We start from the raw sequence: 16,392 nt of genomic DNA, 5'->3' as shown, positions 1-16,392 counted from the left end.
CCGGTTCCTGGAGCCAGGCTTCAGCCCCGCAGCAGCCGGTCCTCCGCCAGCGCCAGCGCCTCGGGCACGCCCGAGAGCACCAGCGTGTCGCCGGGGTGCAGCACGATCTCGTCGCTGGCGGGCAGCACCTGGCCGGCGGCGCGGCGCACTGACAGCGGGCGCACGCCCAGCGCGTGCAGCGCCAGGTCGCCCAGGCGGCGGTTGAGGCTGCCCGCCGCGGCGGGCAGGCTCACCGTGCTCAGCCGCGCCTGCTGGCGCTCCTCCAGCGTCTGGTCGTCGTCGGCGCCGTGGAAAAAGCCGCGCAGCAGCCCGTAGCGCGCCTCGCGCGCCTCGCGCGCCAGGCGCAGCACGCGGCGCACCGGCACGCCCACCAGTGCCAGCGCATGGCTGGCCAGCATCAGCGAGCCCTCCAGCGCCTCGGGCACCACCTCGGTGGCGCCGGCCGCGCGCAGCGTCTCCAGGTCGCTGTCGTCGATGGTGCGCACCAGCACCGGCACGTGCGACGCGTGCTCGTGCACCAGGTGCAGCACCTTCAGCGCCGACGCGGTGTCGTGGTAGGTCACGACCACGGCGCTGGCGCGCGCCAGGCCCGCGGCCATGAGGCTGCGCAGCCGCGCCGCGTCGCCGAACACCACGCTCTGGCCGGCGGCGGCGGCCTGGCGCACGCGGTCGGGGTCGAGGTCCAGCGCCATGTACGGGATCTTCTCGGCCTCCAGCAGCCGCGCCAGGCCCTGCCCGCTGCGGCCGTAGCCGCAAATGATCACGTGCGCCTCGTTGCGGATCGCCTTCTTGGCGATGGTGGTGAGCTGCACCGACTGCAGCATCCAGTCCGTGGCCGACAGCCGCATCACGATGCGGTCGGCATACATGATCACGAAGGGCGTGGCCAGCATCGACAGCACCATGCTGGCCAGCACCGGGCTGGTCCACTTCGGGTCGATGAGCCCGTGCTGCGTGCTCAGCGTCAGCAGCACGAAGCCGAACTCGCCGGCCTGCGCCAGGTACAGGCCTGTGCGCAGCGCCACCCCCGGCGGCGCGCGGAACAGCCGCGCCAGCCCGGCCACCAGCACGAACTTGGCCAGCAGCGGCAGCGTGCTCAGGATCAGCACCAGCGGCCACTGCGTGAGCATCGGGCGGCCGTCGAGCTTCATGCCGATGGTGATGAAGAACAGCCCCAGCAGCACGTCGTGGAAGGGCCGGATGTCGGTTTCCACCTGGTGCTTGTATTCGGTCTCGGCGATGAGCATGCCGGCGACGAAGGCGCCCAGCGCCATGGACAGCCCGGCGTGCTCGGTCAGCCAGGCCAGGCCCAGCGTCACGAGCAGCAGGTTCAGCACGAACAGCTCCTCGCTCTTGCGCCGCGCCACCAGCGTCAGCCACCAGCGCATGAGCTTCTGCCCGCCCGACAGCAGCAGCGCCAGCAGCGCCACGGCCTTGAGCAGCGCCAGGCCCAGCGACTGCAGCATGTCGCCGCCGCTGGAGCCCAGCGCCGGGATCAGCACCAGCAGCGGCACCACCGCCAAGTCCTGGAACAGCAGGATGCCCAGCACGCGGCGGCCATGCTCGCTCTCCAGCTCCAGCCGCTCGGCCATGAGCTTGACCACGATGGCGGTGCTGGACATGGCGATCGCCCCGCCCAGGGCCACCGCCCCCTGCCACGACAGCTCCCAGGGCTGCAGCGTGAAGGAGAAGAGGACGGTGAGGAGGACGTTGCCCAGCAGCGCGCCGACCATGGTCAGCGCCACCTGCGACAGCCCCAGCCCGAACACCAGGGTGCGCATGCTGCGCAGCTTGGGCAGGTTGAACTCCAGCCCGATGGCGAACATCAGGAACACCACGCCGAATTCGGCCAGGTACTTCACGCCGGCACTGTCCTTGGCCAGGTCCAGCGCGTTGGGGCCGATGAGCACGCCCACCGCCAGGTAGCCCAGCATCGGCGGCAGCTTGACGGAACGGCACACCACCACGCCCAGGACGGCGGCGATCAGATACAGCAGGACGAGTTCGAGCGTGGAGGCCATGGAACGGACACGGGGGACAGCAGTGCGGTCGCAAGCACATGAACCTGCCACCTAGAATCCCGCACTCTATCGGACCCCCTCAAGTGAAAGCCCTGGACACTCAACGCGCGCTGGCATTGGCGGCGCAGACCTTCGACATCGAGGCGCGCGCGCTGCTGACGCTCAAGGAGCGCGTGCAGCGCGACGAGGCCTTTGCCCGCGCCGTGCGGCTCATGCTCGACTGCCGCGGCCGCGTGGTGGTGATGGGCATGGGCAAGAGCGGCCATGTGGGCCGCAAGATCGCCGCCACGCTGGCCTCTACCGGCACGCCGGCGATGTTCGTGCACCCGGCCGAGGCCAGCCATGGCGACCTGGGCATGGTCACGGTCGGCGACGTGGTGCTGGCCATCTCCAACTCCGGCGAGAGCGACGAGTTCAACGTGATCCTGCCGGTGCTCAAGCGGCTGCTGGTGCCGCTGGTGGCGCTGACCGGCCGCAGCGGCTCGACACTGGCGCGCCATGCCGACGTGGTGCTGGACAGCAGCGTCGAGGTCGAGGCCTGCCCGCTGAACCTGGCGCCCACGGCCAGCACCACTGCGCAGATGGCCTACGGCGACGCGCTGGCCGTGGCGTTGCTGGACGCGCGTGGCTTCAAGGCCGAGGACTTCGCGCGCTCGCATCCCGGCGGCGCCCTGGGGCGCAAGCTGCTGGTGCTGGTGAGCGACCTGATGCGCGCGGGCGCCGCGGTGCCGTGCGTGGGGCCGCAAGCCGACTTCAACACCCTGCTGCGCGAGATGACGGGCAAGGGACTGGGCTTCACCGCCATCACCGACGAGTCCGGCGGCATCCTGGGCATCTTCACCGACGGCGACCTGCGCCGTCTCATCGAGCGCGGCGCCGAGCTGCGCTCGCTCACCGCGGCCGACGTGATGCATCCGAACCCGAAACGCGTGCATGAGGACGACCTGGCCGTGGAGGCCGCCGACCTGATGGAACAGCACCGCGTCACCAGCGTGCTGGTGGTGGACGCCAACGAGCGGCTGGTGGGTGCGCTCAACAGCAACGACCTGATGCGGGCCAAGGTCATCTGATGCAGCCGGCACTCACGTTCGCGCCCGAGCTGCTGTTGCGGGCCCAGGGGCCGGGACTGGGCATGCGCGCGGCCATCTTCGACGTCGACGGCGTGCTTACCGACGGCAGCCTCTACATCGGCGACGCCGGCGAGATCTTCAAGAGCTTCAGCGTGCTCGACGGCCAGGGGCTCAAGCTGCTGGCGCAGGGCGGCATCGAGCCGGTGGTCATCACCGGGCGCGACTCCGCGGCGGTGCGCCGCCGCGTGGCCGACCTGGGCCTGCAGCGGGCGTACTACGGCGTGAAGGACAAGCTCGCCGCGGCGCAGCAGGTGCTCGACGAGTTGGGCATCGGCTGGGCGGAGCTGGCGGTGATCGGCGACGACTGGCCGGACCTGCCGCTGCTGGCGCGTGCGGGCTTTGCCTGCGCGCCGGCCAATGCCCATGCCGAGGCGCGCGCGCGGGCGCATCACGTCACCGGTGCACGGGGCGGCCAGGGCGCGGCGCGCGAGTTCTGCGATCTGCTGCTGGTGGCCAGCGGCCGCTACGCGGCGCTGCTCGACGGCCACCTCACCACGCTGGACGCACGCTGAAAGGTCCTGCCGACGTGCTGGCACTCGACGACGATCCCCTGCTGCCGCCCCCGCCACCACCGCGCGCGCCGGTGCAGATGCCCTGGGGGCTGCGGCTGCGCGAGTGGGTGCTGGCCTACCTGCCACTGCTGCTGATGGCGCTGCTGGCGCTGGCCACCTGGTGGCTGGTGAAGAACACGCCCATCGTGTCCGCGCCGGGCAGCGAGCGGCCGCTGCGCCACGAGCCCGACTACACCATGCAGGGCTTCACCCTGCAGCGCTTCACGCCCACGGGGGCGCTGCGGGTGCAGATCGAGGGCACACAGATGCGCCACTACCCGGACACGGACACCTTCGAGATCGACGAAGTGCGCGTGCGCTCGTTGGGCGAGGACGGGAGCGTCATCCGCGCCCGCGCACAGCGCGCGCTCAGTGACGGCAAGGGCACGCATGTGCAGCTGCTTGGAGGCGCGCAGGTGGTGCGCGAGACGCGCGACGGGCAGCCCCCGGTCGAGTTCCGCAGCGAGTTCCTGCAGGTCTTCCTGGACACCGAGCGCGTGCAGACCGACCAGCCGGTGCAGATGCTGCAGGCTGGCAACGACATGCGCGCCGCGGGGCTGGATTACGACCACCGCAGCCGCGTTGCGCAGCTCAAGGGCCCGGTCAAGGCCAGGCTGGACCCGCCGGGCCGGCGCCGTTGAGCCGTCTTGCCCTCATCACCGGAGCGTCCAGCGGCATCGGGCAGGCACTGGCGGCGCATGCGCTCCAGGCGGGCTGGCGCGTGGTGCTGGTGGCGCGGCGCACGGAACTGCTGCAAGCCTGGGCGCAAGCACAGCCGGCGGCGGAGCGCGTGGCGATCTACGGCGCCGACGTGCGCGACCCGCAAGCCATGGCGGCCATGGGCCGGGCCTGCATCGCCGCGCATGGGGTGCCGGACGTGGTGATTGCCAACGCCGGCATCAGCGTCGGCATGGACAGCGCGGAGCTTGAGGACCTGCAGGTGCTCAAGGAGACGCTGGAGATCAACGTGCTGGGCATGGCTGCCACCTTCCATCCGTTCCTGGCGGCCATGCGCGAACGCCGTGCCGGCACGCTGGTGGGCATCGGCAGCGTCGCGGCCATCCGCGGGCTGCCGGGCCACGGCGCCTACTGCGCCAGCAAGGCCGCGGTGCTGTCCTACTGCGAGAGCCTGCGCGGCGAGTGCCGGCCCTATGGCGTGCGGGTGCTCACACTCAGCCCCGGCTATGTGGACACGCCGTTGACGCGGGGCAATCCGTATCCGATGCCGTTCCTGATGTCGCCCGAGGCCTTCGCCCGCAGCGCCTGGCGCGCCATTGACGCGGGCGTCAGCTATCGCGTGATTCCCTGGCCGATGGCGGTGGTGGCCAAGCTGCTGCGGATACTGCCGAACGCGCTGTTCGACCGCGTCTTCGCCGGCCGCCCACGCAAGCCGCGCCGAGGCGGCTAAGCCTGCGGCTGCCAGCCCCGGGCGGGTGTATAGAGCGCTGGCGCTTGAACGCCGCGGCTTGAAAAAAGCGTTGAAGCCTTAGAAGAGGTAGAGCGGCAAGCGGTCCACCTGCTTCGTCCTTTACATGGGCCAAGCACCGCATGAAGTCCCTTGCAGGCCGGCAAGGCTGCGGTACAGCTACTGCAAGAGCGCCATTGCAGCGGCTGCAGCGCAAAGGCTTCTGCATAAAGCAAAAGGGCGCTGGTGTTGCCACCCGCGCCCTTGAGGACACCGGCCCCGTGAGGCCGGAAATTCAACCGTGGAGGTCAGTAGCCGCTGCTGCCGCCGCCGTAGCCGCCGCGGCCACCGCCGCCGTAGCCACCACGACCACCGCCGCCGCCGCCGCCACCGTAGGGGCTGCGGCCACCGCCGCCGCTACCACCGTAGCCGCCGCGGCCACCGCCGCCGCCGCCGTAACCACCACCGCCGCCGTAGCCACCGCCACCACCACCGTAGCCGCCGCCACCGCCGCCGTAGCCGCCGCGGCCACCGCCGCCGCCGCCGTAGCCACCACCCGGGCGCTCTTCGCGCGGACGGGCCTCATTGACCACGATGGCCCGGCCTTCCAGGGCTTGACCATTCATGCCGTTGATGGCGGCTTGGGCCTCGGCATCCGAGCCCATCTCGACAAAGCCGAAGCCCTTCGAGCGGCCGGTTTCGCGATCCATCATGACCTTCGCGGAGGTAACGGATCCGAACTGAGAGAACGCCTCGTGCAGAGAATCATCACGGACGCTGTAGGCCAGATTGCCCACATACAACTTATTTCCCATGGGGAAGCCCCTTTCAATCACTCACTCAATACCATGTGGAGCTTCAACCCATCGTGAACCACTCAACCGAAGGCGCCGCATCCAAACACAGGCGATCCATTATCAAGGAATCTTTCCGCGCCACACGCGGCAGGGAAGTTAAATGTTGTATTGCGGGTTGAGGAAAAACCCGTACAAAACCCAAGGGAAGCTGCGGACCACAGGGTTTGCCGTCAGCTTGCAGGACGCAAAAGCCCCTTGGCCCCCATAGGTCGGTAGCTAAAGAAGCCTTGAAGTGGCACAGCCTTGGCAGCCTGCTGAGGACCATTGCGCCACATTGCCAATGCCGCCCGGCCCCATCCCATACGGCCGGTCCAGCACTGGGACGACGCCCCGGTGATGCGCTCCAGCAGCCTACGCCTTGCGCCTTGTCTTCGGGCTGCAATGCTGGCGCCTCACTCCGCCTACCGAAGTCCGGAACCACGGCAGCCGCCACGACACGATCAAGTCATGCACACCGAAACCCTTTCCATCTACGACTACATCGTGGTGGGTGCCGGTACGGCCGGCTGCCTGCTGGCCAACCGGCTCAGTGCCGATCCCCGGCACCGCGTGCTGCTGGTGGAAGCCGGCGGGCGCGATGACTACTTGTGGATCCACATTCCCGTGGGCTACCTCTATTGCATCGGCAACCCGCGCACCGACTGGCTCTACCACACCGACGCCGACCCGGGACTCAACGGCCGGCGCCTGCGCTATCCACGTGGCAAGGTGCTGGGCGGCTGCTCCAGCATCAACGGCATGATCTACATGCGCGGCCAAGCACGCGACTATGCGCAATGGGCCGATCTCTGCGGCGATCCGGACTGGGACTGGGAGCACTGCCTGCCCTTCTTCCTGCGCCACGAGGACCACTGGCGCGGCGCCGACGACATGCACGCCGCCCCGGGCTTCGATCCCAGTGGCGCACGCCCCGGCGGCGAGTGGCGGGTCGAGCGCCAGCGCCTGCGCTGGGAAGTGCTGGACGCCTTCGCACAGGCGGCACAGCAGGCCGGCATCCCCGCCAGCGCGGATTTCAACCGCGGCAACAACGAGGGCGTGGGCTACTTTGAGGTCAACCAGCGCAGCGGCGTGCGCTGGAATGCTGCGAAAGCCTTCCTGCGTCCGGCACGCCGGCGCCCGAACCTGACGGTGCAGACCGGTGCCACGGTCACGCGCGTGCTGCTGCAGCGCGACGGCGACGACCTGCCGCGTGCCGCCGGCATCGAGCTGCGATTGGGGAACGGTGCACCCGTACAGGTGCATGCCGCGCGCGAGGTGGTCCTGTGCAGCGGCGCCGTGGGCACGCCGGCATTGCTGCAGCGCTCGGGCATCGGGCCGGCGCCGCTGCTGCAGCGCCTGGGCATCGCGCTGCAGCATGATCTCCCTGGCGTGGGTGAGAACCTGCAAGACCATCTGCAGATCCGCGCCGTGTTCAAGGTCCAGGGCGTGCGCACGCTCAACACGCTGGCGAGCTCGTTCACGGGCAAGGCCCGTATCGGGCTGGAATACCTGCTCAGGCGCAGCGGCCCCATGAGCATGGCGCCCTCGCAACTCGGGGCCTTCACGCGTTCGGACCCGGCCCGCGCCTGGTCCGACCTGCAGTACCACGTGCAGCCGCTGTCGCTGGACGCCTTCGGCGAGCCCCTGCATCCCTTCGACGCCTTCACCGCCAGCGTCTGCAACCTCAATCCCACCTCGCGCGGCCGAGTGCAGATCGTTTCGCCCGATCCCGCGCAGGCGCCATCTATCCGCGCCAATTACCTCGGTACGGAACAAGACCGCCGCGTGGCGGCCGAATCGCTGCGACTGACACGCCGCATCATCTCGATGCCGGCGCTCGCTCCGTACCACCCGCAGGAATTCCGTCCCGGCGTGCAGTTCCAGAGCGACGAGGAGCTGGCCCGCCTGGCCGGTGACATCGGCACCACCATCTTCCATCCCGTGGGCACCTGCCGCATGGGGCGCAGCGACGATGCGCTGGCGGTGGTCGACGCCCGGTTGCGCCTGCGTGGCGTGCGCGGCCTGCGCGTGGCCGACGCCAGCGTGATGCCCACCATCACCAGCGGCAATACCAACTCGCCCACGCTCATGGTTGCCGAGCGCGCGGCCCACTGGATGTTGCAAGGCACACCGGCCGATACAGCGAACCGGGTTAATACCGATGCGGTGCCCCCTGCAACTGCTTACATTGCGCGGACTCGCAGCGATGCCGCCTCCTCGGCAGGTGTCGTCTGGACGGAGGCCGAGGAGACTGTTCAGAACAATTCGATCAAGTGAGCGAAGCGCCGCCCCGATAGCGGCCCGCTGTCACAATTCAAAGGCGCCGGCACAGCCCGGCGCCTTTTTTTCGTCCCTGTAGTTCCTCCGATGACCGATCTGCTGCTGGTCGCCATGGCTTCGGCCCTGGCGGGTTTCATTGATGCCATCGTGGGCGGCGGCGGTCTGGTGCTCACGCCCTCGTTGTTTGCCGTCTATCCCCAGGCCGTGCCCGCGACGCTGCTGGGCACCAACAAGAGCGCCTCGGTGTGGGGCACCGCCTGGGCCTGCTCGCAATACGCACGCCGCGTGCAGCTCAACTGGCGTGCCTTGTGGCCAGCGGTGGTGGCGGCGCTCGTGGCGGCCTTCGCCGGCGCCTGGGCCGTCACGCAGGTGGACCCGGCCGGCCTCAAGCGCGCGCTGCCGCTGGTGCTGGTGGCGGTGTTCGCCTACACGCTGGCGCGCAAGGATCTCGGCCGTGCGCACCGTCCTCGTTTCGTCGGGCGCCATGAGGCACTGGCCGCGGCGGTGGTGGGCACGGTGGTGGGCTTCTACGACGGCTTTTTCGGTCCGGGCACGGGCAGCTTCTTCGTGTTCCTGTTCGTGCGCGTGCTGGGCTACGACTTCCTGCACGCCTCGGCCAGCGCCAAGCTGCTGAACCTGGCCACCAACGTCGCGGCGCTGGCGCTGTTCGTGCCCAAGGGCCATGTGTGGTGGCACATCGCGCCGGTGCTGGCCGTGGCCAACGTCGCCGGCAGCCTGATCGGTACGCGGCTGGCGCTGCGACACGGGGCCGGCTTCGTGCGGGCCGTGTTTATCCTGGTGGTGGGCACGCTGATCGTGAAAACCGGCCTGGATGCATTGAGGCTTTGAGTCCCTGGGACGCTGCGCGTGTCGCGTGCCCCTTACCATTGACCGCCTCGCACTGCAGAGCCGTGCCATGCCCGTCGATCCCCAACTGCGCCGTCTCGACGTCAGTATTCCCACCCAACCCCACGCCCTGGCCCAGCTGTCGCCGCTGCTGGCCCGCGAGGAGGTTGCGCTTTCCGCCGTGTCCGCGCTCATCGAAACCGACATGGCGCTGGCCGCGGCGGTGCTTCGCGCCGTCAATTCCTCGCTCTACGGCCTGCGCGGCCGGGTGCAGACGGTGCACCAGGCCCTGACGTACCTGGGGCTGCGCGAAGTCGCGGCCATCACCTTTGAAATCGGACTGCGCGCCGTCTTTCCGCAGGCCCACGAACTGGAGCCGGTGTGGCGGCGCGCGGTGCGGCGCGGACTGCTCATGGGCCGCATGGCGCAGCGCCTGGGCAGCACCGACGCCTGGGCCGCGCATTCGGCCGGCTTGTTCGAGGAATGCGGCAAGGCGGTGCTGTTCCGGCATGACTGCAACAACTACCGCACCATGCTGCACGACGCCGGTGACGACGACGTCGCGCTGAGCAAGCTGGAGCGCGCGCGCTTTGGCGTCAGCCACGACGCGCTGGGCGCGGCCCTGTGCGAAAGCTGGGGCCTGGCGGGAGCGGCCGTGGCCTGCGTGCGCCAGCATGTGGCGGTGCAGCATGGCGCGCCGCTGCCCCAGGGCCCGCAACGCCCGACGGTGCTGGCGCTGTCGGCGGTGGCCTACGGCCAGATGCACGCGCCCGACACCCTGAACGAGACGGTGCAGCGCGTCGCTCCGGAAGCCGGGTTGGACCCGGCGCGCTTGCTGGAGACGGCGCAGCGCGTGCAGCAGCAGCTCGACAGCGCCACGCAGGGCGGCTGAGCCCCGCGCGTTGCGGCGCCGCGCTCGCGCTCAGGCCGGCGCGCCGTCGATGAACATGCGCAGCTCGCCGGGCTCGAAGGCCGTCCACTCCTCGTCCGCGGTCAGCGGCTCGGTGGCAATCACGGCAACGCGGTCCTGCGGCGTCGTCAGCTGAGCGAAGTCCACCGTCAGGTCCTCGTCGCGCAGCCGCGTGGCGCGGAACGGATGGCGGCGCTGCAGCCAGTACAGCCGCGTCGAGCCATGCGCCCACAGCGCCTGCCCGTTGGAGAGCAGGCAGTTGAAGGTGCCCCTGGCGTGCAGCTGCGGCATCAGCTCGCCCAGGGTGCGCGTGAGCTCGGGCAGCGCCGGCACGCTGGCATGCGCCTTGGCCAGCTCCTGCATCAGCCAGCAGAAGGCGCGCTCGCTGTCGGTGTCGCCCACCGGCCGGAAGGCGCCATGCAGCCGCGGCTCGAAGCCCTTGAGATCGCCGTTGTGGGCGAACACCCAGTAGCGGCCCCAGAGCTCGCGCATGAAGGGATGCGTGTTCTCCAGCGCGGTGTGGCCCTGCGTGGCCTTGCGGATGTGGGCGATGACGTTCTGGCTGCGGATCGGACAGCGCTGCAGCAGCTCGGCCACCGGCGACTGGCGCGCGCTGTAGTGGTCCACGAACAGCCGCACGCCGCGGTCTTCGAAAAAGGCGATGCCGAACCCGTCCTTGTGTTCCTGCGCCCGGGTGGCAAGCCCGGTGAAGCTGAACATCACGTCGGTTGGCGTGTTGGCATTCATGCCCAGAAGCTGACACATGCAACCGATTTTGCAGGAGGCCGCCGGCGTCGCGCCGCGGCGGAGGCCCGCCGGCCGCCGCGGTCTTGTTCCCGGTCAGTAATAGCCCGGCACCAGCAGCTTCATCAGCCCGCGCACGCTCAGCAGGTTGCCCGGGTTGGTGCGCTCCTCCAGCACGCCGCTGATGCGATGCAGCAGGGACGGGCTGCGGCGCGCGCGCCAGATCACCAGGTCGGCCACCCAGGGATGGTCGTTGATGCGGTTGCCCTGCTCGTACATCGCGAAGCGCGGCTGCAGCGCACGCAGCGTCTCCTCGTAGCGGCCGCGCAGCTGCGCCTCGGCGAGCGACTCGGGACGCTCCGCCTGCAGCGCCTGCGCCGCCAGCATCCCGGTTTCCATGGCCTTGCCGATGCCTTCGCCGGTGAAGGCGTAGGTGCTGCCCGCGGCCTCGCCGCACACCAGCATCCCGGGCCGTGACCAGCGCGCGCCGGTGAGCGAGCAGCGCAGCGGCGCGCCCTTGATCTCGGACACCACCTGCCCCGAGGCCATGAGCTCCCGCGCCGGGGCGTAAACCTCGCAGAAGGCCTCGAACAGCCGGCGCAGGTTCACCGGCTGCATCCGGCCGCGCCCTTGCGCGTCGGCGCGGTGGCTGCCCAGCAGGCCGGTACCGATGTTGAACACGCCATCCGGCCCCGGAAAGATCCAGCCGTAGCCCCCGCGCAGCCTGGGATGCCACACCACCTCCAGCGCGTGCAGCCGCTGCGCCAGCGCCTCGTGGCGCACATGGGCGCGCAGCGCCACGCCGCTGGGGGTGTGGCGCTCGCACAGCCCGGCGGCCATGAGCGCCTGCGGCCGGGCCCCGGTGGCCAGCACCACCCAGCGCGCCGACACCTCCAGCGGCTGTCCGCCCACTTGCAGCCGCGCGCCCACCACGCGCTCGCCGTCGAGCAGCGGCGCCTCGAAGCGTGCCGGCGCCAGCCAGCGCGCCCCGGCGCGGCGCGCCGCCGTGCACAGGATCATGTCCAGCTCGCGCCGCGGCAGCACCGCCAGCGTGCCGGGCACGTCCACGCGGCCGCCGCGCGGGCCGACGCAGGCCACATGCGTGACGCGCCGCGCCTGCGCCATCACCTCCTCGAACACGCCCAGGCGGCGCAGCGCCGCCAGCGCGTCGGGGATGAGGCCGTCGCCGCACACCTTCTCGCGCGGGAATTCCTGCTCGTCCACCAGCAGCACGTCCAGGCCGGCGCGCGCCAGCATCTGCGCACAGGCACTGCCGGCCGGTCCGGCACCCACTACCAGCACTTCACAGGCTTGAGGAAGGTTTTCCATGGTGGGCGGGATTCTAGGCAGCCGCCCCGATTGACCCGAGTCAACGACGCCGCCCCGGCACGACGCCACGATGCCCGCCACAACCATCACAAGGAGACCAGCCATGCCTCTCACCGCCGGACAGCGCGCCCTGCTCGAAGCCCTGCTCACGCAGCGCCTGCACCAGTTGCAGCGCCAGCTCGCGCTGCACCATGGCGACTCGCGCGTGGCGCACGCGCAGGAACTGCTGGAAGCCCGCGACAGCGGCCGCGAGGTGGACATGGCGCTGTCGGACCTGGAGCTGCGCGAGCTCGGCGACGTGAGCCTGGCGCTGCGCCGCATCCACGGCGAGGACTACGGCCTGTGCGCCGATTGCGGCGGCAGCATCGCCTTCGACCGGCTGCGGGCCCAGCCCTGGGTGCTGCGCTGCGTAGCCTGCGCAAGCGCCGGCGAGCGGCGCCCGGGCCGGCAGGCTCATCACATGAGCCTGTAGAAAAAGCGCGGCGCAAGAGGGCATTTCCCCCCGTCGCGGGGCGCGAAGGGGCGAAGCCGGCCCAGGCGCCTGGTGCCATGCTCCGGGGCATGCGCCCGTTCGTCCATCGCCTCGCCTTCAAAACCGTCGCGCAGCTCGGCCGCTGCTTCAGGCCCACGCCGGAAGCGCTGCAGCGACAGCGCTGGCTGCGCTGGCTGGGCCCCTCCATCCAGCACCCGGGGCTGTGGAGCGTGAACCGCCATGCCATCGCCCTGGGCCTGGCCATCGGCATCTTCTTCGGGCTGCTCATTCCCGTCGCGCAGATGCCGCTGTCAGCCGCCGCCGCGGTGCTGCTGCGCGCCCACCTGCCCACGGCCGTGGTCAGCACCTTCGTCACCAACCCGGTGACGGTGGCGCCGCTGTACTACGCCGCCTGGCGCCTGGGCGCGACAGTGCTGGGCGAGCAGGAGGCCGCGGCACCGGCCGTGCTGGCGGCTCCGCCCGCCACGGCGCGCCCGGCCAAGGCCGACACCGGGCTGTCGTGGTGGAGCACGCTGTGGCAGCGCTTGCAGGGCGTGGGCAAGCCGCTGCTGCTGGGCCTGGCGCTGATGGCCACGCTCACCGGGCTGGCCGCCTACGCGCTGGTGAGCGCCCTGTGGTGGCTGGCCCAATGCTGGCGCCGCGTCGCCGGGCCGCCGCCACCGCAGTAAGCCCCGCAAGCTCCGGACATGAAAAAAAAAGGCCGCGTCAGCGGCCTCTTCTCATGGGGGCTGGTGCCGCCGCCGCGCCGCCCCTGGGGCAGCGCGCGGCATTCCGCACTCAGGCCGCGGCGGCCTTGACCTTCAGGCGCCAGGCGTGCAGCAGCGGCTCGGTGTAGCCGCTGGGCTGCTCCAGGCCCTTGAACACCAGGTCGCACGCGGCCTGGAAGGCGGCGCTGCCTTCGAAGTTGGCCGCCATCGGCTTGTAGAACGGGTCGCCCGCGTTCTGCTGGTCCACCACGCGCGCCATGCGCTGCAGCGTCTCCATGACCTGCTCGCGGTTGGTCACGCCGTGGAGCAGCCAGTTGGCGATGTGCTGGCTGGAGATGCGCAGCGTGGCGCGGTCTTCCATCAGGCCGACGTTGTGGATGTCGAGCACCTTGGAGCAGCCCACGCCCTGGTCCACCCAGCGCACCACGTAGCCCAGGATGCCCTGGCAGTTGTTGTCCAGCTCCTGCTGGACTTCGGCGGCGCTCCACTTGGCCTCGGCCACCACCGGCACCGTCAGCAGGCCCGTGAGCAGCGTGTCGCGCTCGGCGGCGGCGTCGATCTTCTCCAGCTCCTGCTGCACCTGGGCCACGCTGACCTGGTGGTAGTGCAGCGCGTGCAGCGTGGCGGCGGTGGGCGAGGGCACCCAGGCGGTGTTGGCGCCGGACTTCGGGTGCGCGATCTTCTGTTCCAGCATTGCCGCCATCAGGTCGGGCATGGCCCACATGCCCTTGCCGATCTGGGCCCGGCCGCGCAGCCCGCAGGCCAAGCCCACCAGCACGTTGTTGCGCTCGTAGGCCTGAATCCAGGCGCTGCTCTTCATGTCGCCCTTGCGCAGCACGGGGCCGGCCTGCATGGCGCTGTGCATCTCGTCGCCGGTGCGGTCCAGGAAGCCGGTGTTGATGAAGGCCACGCGCGCCGCCGCCGCGGCGATGCAGGCCTGCAGGTTGACGCTGGTGCGGCGCTCCTCGTCCATGATGCCCAGCTTCACCGTGTGCTTGGGCAGGCCCAGCAGTTCCTCGACGCGGCCGAACAGCTCATCGGCGAAGGCCACTTCCGCCGGGCCGTGCATCTTGGGCTTGACGATGTAGACCGAGCCCGTGCGCGAGTTGCGGATGCCGTTGGCGCCGTGGCCCTGCAGGTCGTGCAGCGCGATGGCGGTGGTGATGACGGCGTCCATGATCCCTTCGGGGATCTCGCGGCCCTCGTCGCCCCACAGGATGGCCGGGTTGGTCATCAGGTGGCCGACGTTGCGCAGGAACATCAGCGAGCGCCCGTGCAGCCGCACCTCGCCATTCGGGCCGTTGTAGATGCGGTCCGGATTCAGGCCGCGAGTAAAAGTCTTGCCGCCTTTGGCGACTTCCTCGGTCAGCGTGCCCTTGAGGATGCCCAGCCAGTTGGCGTAGGCCAGGGTCTTGTCGGCGGCGTCCACCGCGGCGACGGAGTCTTCCAGGTCCAGGATGGTGGACAGCGCGGCTTCCACCACCACGTCGCTCACGCCGGCGGCGTCGGAGGCGCCGATGGTGGTGCCGCGGTCGATGCGGATGTCCACGTGCAGGCCGTTGTGCACCAGCAGCACGGAGGAGGGTTCACCGGCCTCGCCCTGCCAGCCCACCAGCTGCGCCGGGTCGGCCAGCGCGGTGCGGGTGCCGTCCTTGAGCGTGACGGCCAGCTGGCCGCCCTCGACGCGGTAGGCGGTGGCGTCGCGGTGCGAGCCCTGCGCCAGCGGGGCCGCCTGGTCCAGGAAGTTGCGCGCGAACTCGATCACGCGCTGGCCGCGCACCGGGTTGTAGCCCTTGCCCTTTTCGGCGCCGTCGGTCTCGGGCAGCGCATCGGTGCCGTACAGCGCGTCGTACAGCGAGCCCCAGCGCGCATTGGCGGCGTTGAGGGCGTAGCGGGCGTTGAGGATGGGCACCACCAGCTGCGGGCCGGCCTGCAGCGCCAGCTCGGCGTCCACGTTGGAGGTGGTGGCCTTCACGCCCTGGGGCTGCGGCAGCAGGTAGCCGATGGACTCCAGGAAGCCGCGGTAGGCGGCCATGTCGGTGATGGGGCCGGGGTGGCTGCGGTGCCAGTTGTCAAGCTCGGTCTGCAGTCGGTCGCGCTCGGCCAGCAGCGCGGCGTTGCGCGGGGCCAAGTCGGCCACGATGGCGTCGAAGCCGGCCCAGAAGCGCGCACTGTCGATGCCGGTGCCGGGCAGGACCTGGTCCTCGACGAAGCGGTACAGCTCGGTGGCGACCTGGAGGCGGTGAACGGTGGTGCGTGCAGTCATGTTGGGCTCGCAGTCAAAGAAAAGTCACTCGGGAAAGAAGGCCAGCACGTCGCGCAGGCTGCTGCCGCGGCGGGTGGGCTCGGTGTCCAGCGGGTCCAGCGGCCCGCCGGTGCGGTTCACCCACAGCGTGGTGTAGCCGTACCAGGTGGCGCCGATGGCGTCCCAGCCGTTGCTGGAAACGAAGAGGATCTGGCGTGCGGGCAACTGCAGGGCCTGCGGGCCCAGCGCGTAGGCCGCGGGGTCGGTCTTGAAGCGGCGCACCGCGTGCACCGACAGCAGCGGGTCGATCAGGCCGGCAAAGCCCGCGCTGCGCAGCGCCACGCCCAGCATCTCCGGGTCGCCGTTGCTCAGGATGCCGGCACGGATGCCGCGCGCGCGCAGCGTTTGCAGCACTTCCAGGTTCTCCGGGAAGGCGCTCAGGTGCCGGTACTGGTTCATCAGCCGCTCCTCGTCGGCGGCCGGCAGCTTCAACCCCAGGCGCTGCGCCGCGAAGCGCAGCCCGGCGCGGGTGAGGTCCCAGAAAGGCTGGTAGCGCCCGCTCATGGTCAGCAGCCGCGTGTACTCGATCTGCTTGTCGCGCCACAGCTGCGCCAGCGCCTCGCCGCGGCCCGGGTAGAACTGCTCGGCCAGCAGCGACACGCTGTAGACGTCGAACAGCGTGCCGTAGGCATCGAAGAGCACCGCGCGCGGCGTGAGGGGCGAATCCATTCCTTGAATTTATTCCATCACTTTGCACACATTAAGATCCTGATTTGATAAAGATTAGTGACTTCTATGCAAAGATGTGGCCACCATTCGGTCCGGGTGGTCGTGATAAATGACGTTTCCAGCAGGGATTGAAGCCTTTGAAGCGTTCATTACCTCTAAAACCTGC

Annotated in this window: 15 protein-coding genes; 9 read left to right on the top strand and 6 right to left on the bottom strand. The window is 70.2% G+C overall.

The genetic code is table 11. From position 1 onward, the window contains the following. Nucleotides 1–20 precede the first annotated feature (20 nt). Nucleotides 21–2,021 carry a monovalent cation:proton antiporter family protein gene (locus HHL10_RS27135; RefSeq protein ID WP_169163546.1) on the bottom strand — a complete coding sequence of 667 codons (2,001 nt, stop codon included), beginning with the start codon at nt 2,019–2,021 and terminating at the stop codon, nt 21–23. 38 nt (nt 2,022–2,059) lie between these two features. Here HHL10_RS27135 and HHL10_RS27130 point away from each other — a divergent pair, with 38 nt between their 5' ends. From HHL10_RS27130 to HHL10_RS27115, 4 genes are read left to right on the top strand one after another with little or no spacing between them, the layout of a single operon-like run. Beyond that, nucleotides 2,060–3,091, top strand: coding sequence for a KpsF/GutQ family sugar-phosphate isomerase (locus tag HHL10_RS27130; protein WP_169163545.1), 1,032 nt, complete (start codon nt 2,060–2,062; stop codon nt 3,089–3,091). Next, complete coding sequence (locus tag HHL10_RS27125; protein ID WP_169163544.1) at nt 3,091–3,663, top strand: KdsC family phosphatase; 573 nt, start codon at nt 3,091–3,093, stop codon at nt 3,661–3,663. The genes HHL10_RS27130 and HHL10_RS27125 overlap by 1 nt, the downstream gene beginning before the upstream one ends. Before the next feature lie 14 nt (nt 3,664–3,677). Then, nucleotides 3,678–4,343, top strand: a complete 666-nt coding sequence (gene lptC / locus HHL10_RS27120; protein ID WP_310734685.1) for an LPS export ABC transporter periplasmic protein LptC — start codon at nt 3,678–3,680, stop codon at nt 4,341–4,343. Beyond that, nucleotides 4,340–5,110, top strand: coding sequence for an SDR family oxidoreductase (locus HHL10_RS27115; protein ID WP_169163543.1), 771 nt, complete (start codon nt 4,340–4,342; stop codon nt 5,108–5,110). Before lptC ends, HHL10_RS27115 begins: the two co-directional genes overlap by 4 nt. A gap of 305 nt (nt 5,111–5,415) precedes the next feature. Here the strand turns inward: HHL10_RS27115 and rbp are convergent, their stop codons facing one another. Continuing rightward, complete coding sequence (gene rbp / locus HHL10_RS27110) at nt 5,416–5,922, bottom strand: RNA-binding regulator (RefSeq protein ID WP_169163542.1); 507 nt, start codon at nt 5,920–5,922, stop codon at nt 5,416–5,418. A gap of 489 nt (nt 5,923–6,411) precedes the next feature. On the opposite strand from rbp, the gene HHL10_RS27105 reads away from it, so the two are divergent. The 3 genes from HHL10_RS27105 to HHL10_RS27095 all read left to right on the top strand — a co-directional run bounded on the left by HHL10_RS27105 (nt 6,412) and on the right by HHL10_RS27095 (nt 9,961). Further along, entirely contained in the window at nt 6,412–8,220 is a 1,809-nt protein-coding gene (locus tag HHL10_RS27105; RefSeq protein WP_169163541.1) for a GMC family oxidoreductase, read from the top strand. 90 nt (nt 8,221–8,310) lie between these two features. Beyond that, complete coding sequence (locus HHL10_RS27100) at nt 8,311–9,072, top strand: sulfite exporter TauE/SafE family protein (RefSeq protein WP_169163540.1); 762 nt, start codon at nt 8,311–8,313, stop codon at nt 9,070–9,072. 67 nt (nt 9,073–9,139) lie between these two features. Next, complete coding sequence (locus HHL10_RS27095; RefSeq protein WP_169163539.1) at nt 9,140–9,961, top strand: HDOD domain-containing protein; 822 nt, start codon at nt 9,140–9,142, stop codon at nt 9,959–9,961. Nucleotides 9,962–9,991: 30 nt separating this feature from the next. On the opposite strand, the gene HHL10_RS27090 is transcribed toward HHL10_RS27095, so the two are convergent. Beyond that, complete coding sequence (locus HHL10_RS27090) at nt 9,992–10,744, bottom strand: class II glutamine amidotransferase (protein WP_169163538.1); 753 nt, start codon at nt 10,742–10,744, stop codon at nt 9,992–9,994. Nucleotides 10,745–10,819: 75 nt separating this feature from the next. Beyond that, nucleotides 10,820–12,052: an NAD(P)/FAD-dependent oxidoreductase gene (locus tag HHL10_RS27085; protein ID WP_169163537.1), complete on the bottom strand. Its 1,233-nt coding sequence runs from the start codon at nt 12,050–12,052 to the stop codon at nt 10,820–10,822. A gap of 103 nt (nt 12,053–12,155) precedes the next feature. Between HHL10_RS27085 and HHL10_RS27080 the strand changes: the two genes are divergently transcribed. Both HHL10_RS27080 and HHL10_RS27075 read left to right on the top strand, forming a co-directional pair. Further along, entirely contained in the window at nt 12,156–12,524 is a 369-nt protein-coding gene (locus HHL10_RS27080; RefSeq protein WP_169163536.1) for a TraR/DksA family transcriptional regulator, read from the top strand. Nucleotides 12,525–12,613: 89 nt separating this feature from the next. Then, nucleotides 12,614–13,213: a DUF2062 domain-containing protein gene (locus HHL10_RS27075; protein ID WP_169163535.1), complete on the top strand. Its 600-nt coding sequence runs from the start codon at nt 12,614–12,616 to the stop codon at nt 13,211–13,213. 109 nt (nt 13,214–13,322) lie between these two features. Here HHL10_RS27075 and HHL10_RS27070 read toward each other — a convergent pair whose 3' ends face one another. Both HHL10_RS27070 and HHL10_RS27065 read right to left on the bottom strand, forming a co-directional pair. After that, on the bottom strand, nt 13,323–15,518 hold the full coding sequence (locus HHL10_RS27070; RefSeq protein ID WP_169163534.1) for a malate synthase G: 2,196 nt from the start codon (nt 15,516–15,518) through the stop codon (nt 13,323–13,325). Nucleotides 15,519–15,542: 24 nt separating this feature from the next. Then, entirely contained in the window at nt 15,543–16,226 is a 684-nt protein-coding gene (locus HHL10_RS27065; protein ID WP_169163533.1) for a haloacid dehalogenase type II, read from the bottom strand. Nucleotides 16,227–16,392 lie beyond the last annotated feature (166 nt).

The sequence above is a fragment of the Azohydromonas caseinilytica genome (genome assembly GCF_012927045.1).
GTDB lineage: Bacteria > Pseudomonadota > Gammaproteobacteria > Burkholderiales > Burkholderiaceae_C > Azohydromonas > Azohydromonas caseinilytica.
The sequence above is the reverse complement of the archived record's forward strand: the minus strand, read 5'-3'. Positions and strand labels throughout refer to the sequence as shown.

Excerpts from the sequence above, each read along its gene's own strand:
- HHL10_RS27135 (WP_169163546.1), bottom strand. The coding sequence starts at position 2,021 with ATGGCCTCCACGCTCGAACTCGTCCTGCTGTATCTGATCGCCGCCGTC.
- HHL10_RS27130 (WP_169163545.1), top strand. The coding sequence starts at position 2,060 with ATGAACCTGCCACCTAGAATCCCGCACTCTATCGGACCCCCTCAAGTG.
- HHL10_RS27125 (WP_169163544.1), top strand. The coding sequence starts at position 3,091 with ATGCAGCCGGCACTCACGTTCGCGCCCGAGCTGCTGTTGCGGGCCCAG.
- rbp (WP_169163542.1), bottom strand. The coding sequence starts at position 5,922 with ATGGGAAATAAGTTGTATGTGGGCAATCTGGCCTACAGCGTCCGTGAT.
- HHL10_RS27105 (WP_169163541.1), top strand. The coding sequence starts at position 6,412 with ATGCACACCGAAACCCTTTCCATCTACGACTACATCGTGGTGGGTGCC.
- HHL10_RS27100 (WP_169163540.1), top strand. The coding sequence starts at position 8,311 with ATGACCGATCTGCTGCTGGTCGCCATGGCTTCGGCCCTGGCGGGTTTC.
- HHL10_RS27095 (WP_169163539.1), top strand. The coding sequence starts at position 9,140 with ATGCCCGTCGATCCCCAACTGCGCCGTCTCGACGTCAGTATTCCCACC.
- HHL10_RS27090 (WP_169163538.1), bottom strand. The coding sequence starts at position 10,744 with ATGTGTCAGCTTCTGGGCATGAATGCCAACACGCCAACCGACGTGATG.
- HHL10_RS27085 (WP_169163537.1), bottom strand. The coding sequence starts at position 12,052 with ATGGAAAACCTTCCTCAAGCCTGTGAAGTGCTGGTAGTGGGTGCCGGA.
- HHL10_RS27080 (WP_169163536.1), top strand. The coding sequence starts at position 12,156 with ATGCCTCTCACCGCCGGACAGCGCGCCCTGCTCGAAGCCCTGCTCACG.
- HHL10_RS27075 (WP_169163535.1), top strand. The coding sequence starts at position 12,614 with ATGCGCCCGTTCGTCCATCGCCTCGCCTTCAAAACCGTCGCGCAGCTC.
- HHL10_RS27070 (WP_169163534.1), bottom strand. The coding sequence starts at position 15,518 with ATGACTGCACGCACCACCGTTCACCGCCTCCAGGTCGCCACCGAGCTG.
- HHL10_RS27065 (WP_169163533.1), bottom strand. The coding sequence starts at position 16,226 with ATGGATTCGCCCCTCACGCCGCGCGCGGTGCTCTTCGATGCCTACGGC.